The following is a 6839-nucleotide window of genomic DNA, read 5'->3' as shown; positions in this document are numbered from 1 at the left end:
GTCTTGGATGCTGCCCCTCCCTCAGGCGAGGTGGTAGGTCTCGAGGTCGGGCATCGAGTAATCCGCGTAGTGCTGCATGCGGGCGTGAAGGTATTGGAGCGCGTCGGCGTTGTCGGGCTCGGGCAGCTTCGATGTCGTGCTGTCGGCAACCAGCATGATTCCCGGGTTGAGGAGGAAGTTCGCCTCGACCTCGTCGCCATCCCGCCCGACGGCACGGACGACCACGTGGTCGGCGCTGTGTACCTTGGCGAGCAGTACCGCGTACCGGACGAGGGCCTCGGCGACCTCGTTGCCGACGAGCAGTGGCCTGCCCGCCATCGTTACGTGCCTCACGGCAGCGAGCGTAGGTCGACGGCCTGAATCGGACACCCCGCTTGACAGACAGCCCACGTCATCTTGAGAGCGGCTGCGTGACCGCTCCCATCATCGCCCTGCCCCGGGCGCCGGTCTGGGGCAGAGGCCGGCCGGGCCGGCAGACCTCTCCACTGGATGGCATCCGCAGCACGCTCCTCTGGGGGGGCTGCGCCACGCGTGCGCCAGCCTCGCTCTTGCCGAAGGCGGCCTCTCAAGGGAAGCCGGGTGCCGCGACTTCGCGCGGGGTCAGGCGTCAGACGTAGGGGGTGACGCTCGTGGACGGTCGGGAGGGGGTGTCGACTCGCGAGTGCGGAGCCTGCCGCGGGCCGCGACAGTTCATGAACGTGCAGTCGTCGAAGGCCTGGGCGGTCAAGGCGCTCAGATCACAGGACTCGAACACCGATCGCCTCATCGCAATCTCCCCGTCGGTGGCAGTGATGCGAACGCCGACGAACTTGCACTGATCGACGACCGCCCATCGGTCCAAGTCCAGGTGGCCTCCGGAGATGGTCTGGTGGCGAAGCATCGCGCCCAATGTCTCCCTCGACTTCTACGCTGATCGGGTCGGCCAGCGCATCCGAGGAGGCCCTCGTCTCGTGGGTGACAAAATCCCGTGGCCTCTCGTCGCGAGCATAGGGGCCGCGGGTGCCGGGAGTGCGCGTGAGCGCGATGACTCGAATCGGGCGAATTGGGCCCGAGGAACGAACTCAAAACCCCGTCGTTTGCCCCGTCGTTGACTGCGACGGGTCTGGCGACGGGTCTTGCCTCGTTTTGCCCCGTCCTGGCCTGCCTCCTCGGCGGATGCCGCTTGCGAACCACCCTCACTCTGCGTTCCTTGAGAGAGGGTGGTTCGCAAGTACAGGAAACAGGCCAGGACGGGACAAAACTCGGAGAAGAAGAATCTGTGGAAATAGATGATGGGTGGAGGTGGTATGCCGAGATGAAAGCAGAGTGGCGGAGCGGAAAAGACGCATTCAGATGAGAAATGATCGACGTGGAGACGGTCAGGATTGAAGCGGTGCGACGGACGGATCGATTCGTAGGTTGAACGAAAGCGGGCCTTGTCGTGGTGGGGGAGTTGGCCGGCTGTCCGACGGGGGCGGTGAGTGAAGTGTTCGGGATCGGTGCCAGCGGGGTCTTCCGGATCTGGAGAGGCGTCGGATCTGCGACGTTCGCCCTCACGGTTTCGGCAGCGACAGTCCGGGAGCCACTCGTCGGTGGGTGCTCCTAGCCTGCGGTCGTCGAGACGTGAGTCGGGAGCAGCGATGGGATCGGTCAGCGCATACGAGTCCTCCGCCGGGAAGCGTTACCGAGTCCGCTATCGGAAGCCCGACCACACGCAGACGGACAAGCGGGGATTCGCGACGAAGCGCGAGGCGGAGCTCTTCCTCGCTTCCGTCGAGGTCTCGAAGGCTCGCGGTGAGTATGTGAATCTCGTCGATTCGCGGGCGCTCCTCAGTGATCTGGGCGCAGCGTGGCTCGAGCACCAGACGCATCTGAAGCCGTCTTCTCTTCGTCCGCTGCAGATCGCGTGGCGCGTGTACGTCCAACCCAGATGGGGTTCTGTACGGGTCGGTGAAGTTCGTCACAGCGACGTGCAGGCCTGGGTGTCGGAGCTCAGCGCCCGACGTGGAGCAAGCACGGTGCTTCGCGTCTACGGAGTCCTGGCCGGCGTGCTCGACGTCGCGGTGAAGGATCGACGGATCCTGTCGAACCCTGCTCGGGGGGTGAACCTGCCTCGAAAGGTGCGAAGAGAACATCGGTACCTGACCCACGAGCAGGTTCATGCGCTCGCCCTTGCGTCGGGGGAGCACCGCGCCCTCGTTCTCGTTCTCGCCTACACCGGCCTGCGCTGGGGCGAGGCGATCGGCCTCCGGGTGCGGGATCTGGACCTCGAGCGACGTCGGATCTCGGTCTCCACGAACGCGGTGGAGGTCGGTCGGGAGATCCAGGTCGGGACGCCGAAGACGCACAAACGCCGCGTGGTCCCGTTCCCACGGCTGCTCGAGTCCGCGCTGCTCGAGCAAGTGGCCCAGCGGGATGGGGAGGAGCTGCTCTTCGCCGGCCGGGACGGGTTCCACATGCGCCGCGTCCGAGTGAGCGGTGGCAGCCGGTCGTGGTTCAAGACGGCTCTGACGCAGGCCGGCCTCGAGCCGATGACGCTCCACGACCTCCGCCACACCGCGGCGAGCATGTCGATCAGCGCGGGCGCGAACGTGAAGGCGGTCCAGCGGATGCTCGGTCACGCCTCCGCGGCGATGACCCTCGACATCTACGCCGACCTGTTCGACGACGACCTGAACGCCGTTTCGGACCGGCTCGATGACGCGTTCGCCCGCTCAAGTGTGGGCAAAGTGTGGGCAAACCCTGGTTCGGCACCGCCCCGAACATGAAGAAAACCCCGGGATCATGCGGATCTCGGGGCTTCCTGAAGTGCGGAGACGGTGGGATTTGAACCCACGGAACCCTAATAGGGTTCTCCACCTTAGCAGGGTGGTGCACTCGACCGGACTATGCGACGTCTCCCGGCGCCCGACAGCATAGCCGCTCGACCTCCCGCCTCCGGGATCCGCGTCCGCCGGGGTACGCGACGCCCCGGATGGGGGACGGGCGATTGCGACCGGTTCTCCCGCGCAGATAGATTGACGGCGTCATCCTCCCCGAAGGGGTTGACAGTGCATGCCGCAGCACTACAGACGACTTCCGGATGGCCCTCCCCCGCCATCCGGGCCCGGAGTCTCATCATCCGACCGTTCGGGCCGTCGCTGGTGAGACGAGGAGGGCCGCCGGACTGCAAATGGGTATGCAGCGCTGGCGGTCCTCCGTCTTCTGACGGCCGTGCCGGCCGTCGCCGTGCGCCGCGTGCATGCCGATCCGTCGAGCGATGCGGAACGTGCCGGGCTCGGGGCTGCATCCGGCACCTCCGGATGAAGCCGGGAGGAGGAGCCCGGGTTGCATGCCGCGCGACGCATGAGTGGGGCCCGGCGCGTCTGGAGCCGGCTCGCCTAGTTGGCGTCGCCGACCGCGAGGCCACCGATGACGGGCTTGCGGCCCTCGATCTCGTCCAAGGTGTCGAGCTCGGGCTGCGCGACCTCGCCACGGTCGGCCGCGGCGAGCGCCTTGCGCACCGTTGCGAGCACGAACGCCGCAACCAGCACCGCGCCGGCGCCGACGAGGAACGGCAGGTGCGCCTCCGGGTCGATCCACTGCACCATCTGGCCGGCCGCGAAGGGCGCGAGACCGCCGCCGATGAAGCGGACGAAGCCGTAGGTCGCGGATGCGACGGGCCGCTCGACCGGGGCGATCGACATGACCGCGGTGGTGACGAGGGTGTTGTTCACACCGATGAAGGCACCGGCGATGATCACGCCGACGATCACCACGGCCGGGGTGGTCGAGAAGATGCCGATGATCGCGAGGTCGACCGCCATCAGCGCGAAGTTCACGTAGAGCGTGCGCGCGGTGCCGACCGTGCGCTGCAGGCGCGGGGCGACGAACACGGAGAAGATCGCGACGAGCACGCCCCAGGCGCAGAACACGAGGCCGAGCTGGATCGGGCTGTCGATGCCCATGAGGAACGGGGAGTAGCCGAGCAGCGTGAAGAAGCCCCAGTTGTAGAGCAGGCCGACGACGCTCGTGGTCGCGAGCGCGCGGTGCTTCAGGGCCGCGAGCGGCTCACCGAGCCGCTGCTTGCGGGCGGGGGCGGGGGTCTTCGGCAGGAGGGTGAGGGTCGCGACGAGCGCGATCGCCATCAGCACGCTCACGCCGTAGAACGGGCCGCGCCAGCTGATGTTGCCGAGCAGGCCGCCGATCACCGGGCCGAGCGCGATGCCGACGCCGAGCGCGGTCTCGTAGAGGATGATCGCGCCGGCGAAGCTGCCGGAGGCGCTGGCCACGATGACGGAGAGCGACGTGGCGATGAAGAGTGCGTTGCCGAGGCCCCAGCCGGCGCGGAAGCCGACGATGCCGCCGATCGAGCCGCTCGACCCGGCGAGCGCGGCGAACACGACGATGATCACGAGGCCCGCGATGAGGGTGCGCTTGGCGCCCAGGCGGCTCGACACCCATCCGGTGACGAGCATCGCGACGGCGGTGATCACGAGGTAGCTGGTGAACAGCAGCTCCACCTGGGTGGGGGTGGCGTGCAGCTGGCCGGCGAGGCTCTTCAGGATCGGGTCGACGAGGCCGATCCCCATGAACGAGACGACGCAGGCGAAGGCGACCGCCCAGACGGCCCGCGGCTGGCGGAACGGCGAGGTGGTGGGGGCGTCATGCATGGACAGGATCTCCAGTCGGGGCGGATGGGGCGGCCTCGATGTCGGCCGTCAGGTGGGTGAGTGCGGGGAGCGCGGCGAGCAGCGCGCGCTGGTCCTCGGGGTCGAGCACCGCGAGTCGCTCGGCGATTCGGCGCGTGCGATCCGCGCGGTGCTTCAGCAGCCGCTCGTGGCCGGACTCGGTGAGCAGCACGCGGATGGCGCGGCCGTCGGCCGGGTCGGCAGCGCGCTCGGCCCAGCCGTGCCCCTCGAGCCGGTTGACCAGCGCGGTCATCGCCGGCTGCGTGATGCCTTCACGGGCGGCGAGGTCGGTGATCCGCTGCGGGCCGGTGGAGTCGAGGCGGTCCATCAGGCTCAGCGCCGTGGCGGAGACGTCCGACGCCTTCCGGGTCCGGCGCAGCCAGGTGACGATCTGCTCGAATGCCCGGCCGAGGGCGAGCTGCTCCTCGGTGATCGGGGCGGGGGCGGGTTCGGCCATTCCCCAAGTCTATCACCGTGTTATATAAACCGTCGATGCAATCAGGGGGCCGGGCGGAGCGACGCGAGCAGCGCGAGCGCATCCGCCGCCCGATCGGCGGGCACGAGCAGATGGTCGTGGTGCAGTCCGGCCAGCATGTTGCAGCTGATCCCGGCCTCCGCGAGCGCGGCGCTGACCGCTCCTGTCAGCCCGACCGCGTCGAGCGCGGAGTGGACGCGCAGCGTGATCCACGCGCCGACCCAGTCGAACGGGATGCCGCGCTCCTCCGCGTCCTGCTGACGGAGCACGACGGTGACGCCCTCGTCCTCCACCACCGTGGCGAGCGCGGGCAGCCCAACGGGGTCGGCCACCGAGGCGAGCACGACCGCGGGATGCGCGAGCAGAGGCCGCGCACCCCGCAGCAGCGCGGCGAGGTCCCGCTCGCCGCTCACTGGAGCGCCGGCAGGACCTCGCGCGTGAAGAGCTCGGCGCCCGAGCGGTCGGATGCGATCTCGGGAAAGTAGATGATCGCGTAGCCGAGGCCCGCGTCCTTCATCCGCGAGAGCCGCTCGACGATCTGCTCGGGCGTGCCCACGGCGAGCGCGTTCTCGGTCCGGTACTCGGCGACGAAGGACGCCGCCTTCTCGGCACCGAGGTACGGGGTGACCTTCGCCTCGAGGGCACGGATCCGCTCCTCGACCTCCTGCTCGGTCGGCGCGACGATGCAGTTGTAGTTGGCGCTGCGCACGATGCGGCCGAAGTCGGTGCCGGCCTCCCGGCAGCGCTCCTCGAGCACCCGGCTCTTCGCCGCGAACTCCTCCGGGGCGCCGGACCAGTTCGTGTACGAGGCGTACTCCGCGGCGATCCTCAACGTCTTCTGCTCGCCGCCGCCCGCGATCCAGAACGGGATGCCGCCTTCCTGCAGCGGCAGCGGGCGGACGATCGCGCCGTCCACCTGGTAGTGCTCGCCCTGCAGCGTCGCGGTGCCGGTGGTCCAGGCCTGGTGCATGATCTCGACGCCCTCGCGGAGGCGGGCGAGGCGCTCGCCGACGCGCGGGAAGCCGTAGCCGTAGGCGCGCCACTCGTGCTCGTACCAGCCGGCCCCGATGCCCATCTCGACGCGGCCGCCGGAGATGATGTCGACCGTCGCCGCGACCTTCGCGAGGTAGGCCGGGTTGCGGTAGCTCATGCAGGTGCACATCTGGCCGAGCCGCACCCGCTTCGTCGAAGCGGCGAAAGCGGCCATGAGCGTCCAGGCCTCGTGCGTGGCCTCATCCGACGGGACGGGCACTGTGTGGAAGTGGTCGTAGACCCAGATCGACTCCCACGGCCCCTCGTCCGCGAACGCGGCGATGCCGTGCATGGTCGACCAGTGCTCGGCCGGGTCGATGCCGATGAGATCGTGCCGCCAGCCCTGGGGCACGAACATGCCGAACCGCAGCGGCTCGCTCACGGGAGGGACGGCTCCGGGCTCGCCTCGAACTCGCTCCACGCGCGCTCGTAGATCTGCTGCTGCGCCGGCTCCGTCTCGAAGTAGCCGTCGTAGATCGCCTTGCCGCCGGACGCGGGCAGGTCGCCCTGCCGGCTCACCTGCTTCGCGAACTCGCCGACCTCATCCGATCGGTACTCCTGCTCCTTGAGCCAGTCCGGGAACGTGCGCGTCGATGCCATACGGGATTCGTACCGAACCGGGGTCCACGCCACCTGAAAGCCCGCGCAACGAGGCGCCCGCGGCCTGCTGAAGTGCTCTCCCG

General features: G+C 68.9%; 7 protein-coding genes and 1 tRNA gene. 1 reads left to right on the top strand and 7 read right to left on the bottom strand.

Features of this window, described 5'->3' with window-relative positions; all coding sequences use genetic code 11:
• Positions 1-21: 21 nt before the first annotated feature.
• Positions 22-333, bottom strand: coding sequence for a hypothetical protein (locus tag VIG76_RS07660; protein WP_331952760.1), 312 nt, complete (start codon positions 331-333; stop codon positions 22-24).
• A gap of 1664 nt (positions 334-1997) precedes the next feature.
• Between VIG76_RS07660 and VIG76_RS07655 the strand changes: the two genes are divergently transcribed.
• The gene (locus VIG76_RS07655; protein ID WP_331952758.1) at positions 1998-2747 is read left to right on the top strand and encodes a tyrosine-type recombinase/integrase; all 750 of its coding nucleotides are present in this window, start codon (positions 1998-2000) and stop codon (positions 2745-2747) included.
• Positions 2748-2790: 43 nt separating this feature from the next.
• Here VIG76_RS07655 and VIG76_RS07650 read toward each other — a convergent pair.
• The 6 genes from VIG76_RS07650 to VIG76_RS07625 all read right to left on the bottom strand — a co-directional run bounded on the left by VIG76_RS07650 (position 2791) and on the right by VIG76_RS07625 (position 6756).
• Positions 2791-2880 (bottom strand) — tRNA-Ser (locus VIG76_RS07650).
• Positions 2881-3359: 479 nt separating this feature from the next.
• Entirely contained in the window at positions 3360-4631 is a 1272-nt protein-coding gene (locus VIG76_RS07645) for an MFS transporter (protein WP_331952756.1), read from the bottom strand.
• Positions 4624-5106, bottom strand: coding sequence for a MarR family winged helix-turn-helix transcriptional regulator (locus VIG76_RS07640; RefSeq protein ID WP_331952754.1), 483 nt, complete (start codon positions 5104-5106; stop codon positions 4624-4626). Before VIG76_RS07640 ends, VIG76_RS07645 begins: the two co-directional genes overlap by 8 nt.
• Before the next feature lie 41 nt (positions 5107-5147).
• Positions 5148-5537, bottom strand: coding sequence for an ACT domain-containing protein (locus VIG76_RS07635; protein WP_331952752.1), 390 nt, complete (start codon positions 5535-5537; stop codon positions 5148-5150).
• Positions 5534-6526 carry an LLM class F420-dependent oxidoreductase gene (locus VIG76_RS07630; protein WP_331952764.1) on the bottom strand — a complete coding sequence of 331 codons (993 nt, stop codon included), beginning with the start codon at positions 6524-6526 and terminating at the stop codon, positions 5534-5536. The genes VIG76_RS07635 and VIG76_RS07630 overlap by 4 nt, the downstream gene beginning before the upstream one ends.
• An 8-nt stretch (positions 6527-6534) precedes the next feature.
• Positions 6535-6756: a hypothetical protein gene (locus VIG76_RS07625; RefSeq protein ID WP_331952750.1), complete on the bottom strand. Its 222-nt coding sequence runs from the start codon at positions 6754-6756 to the stop codon at positions 6535-6537.
• Positions 6757-6839 lie beyond the last annotated feature (83 nt).

Source organism: Amnibacterium sp. (assembly GCF_036559085.1).
Lineage (GTDB): Bacteria > Actinomycetota > Actinomycetes > Actinomycetales > Microbacteriaceae > Amnibacterium.
This window is presented reverse-complemented; position numbering and strand designations above follow the sequence as displayed.

What these genes read in the sequence shown, in the direction of transcription:
- VIG76_RS07645 (WP_331952756.1), bottom strand. Translation starts at nt 4,631, where the DNA reads ATGCATGACGCCCCCACCACCTCGCCGTTCCGCCAGCCGCGGGCCGTC.
- VIG76_RS07640 (WP_331952754.1), bottom strand. Translation starts at nt 5,106, where the DNA reads ATGGCCGAACCCGCCCCCGCCCCGATCACCGAGGAGCAGCTCGCCCTC.
- VIG76_RS07625 (WP_331952750.1), bottom strand. Translation starts at nt 6,756, where the DNA reads ATGGCATCGACGCGCACGTTCCCGGACTGGCTCAAGGAGCAGGAGTAC.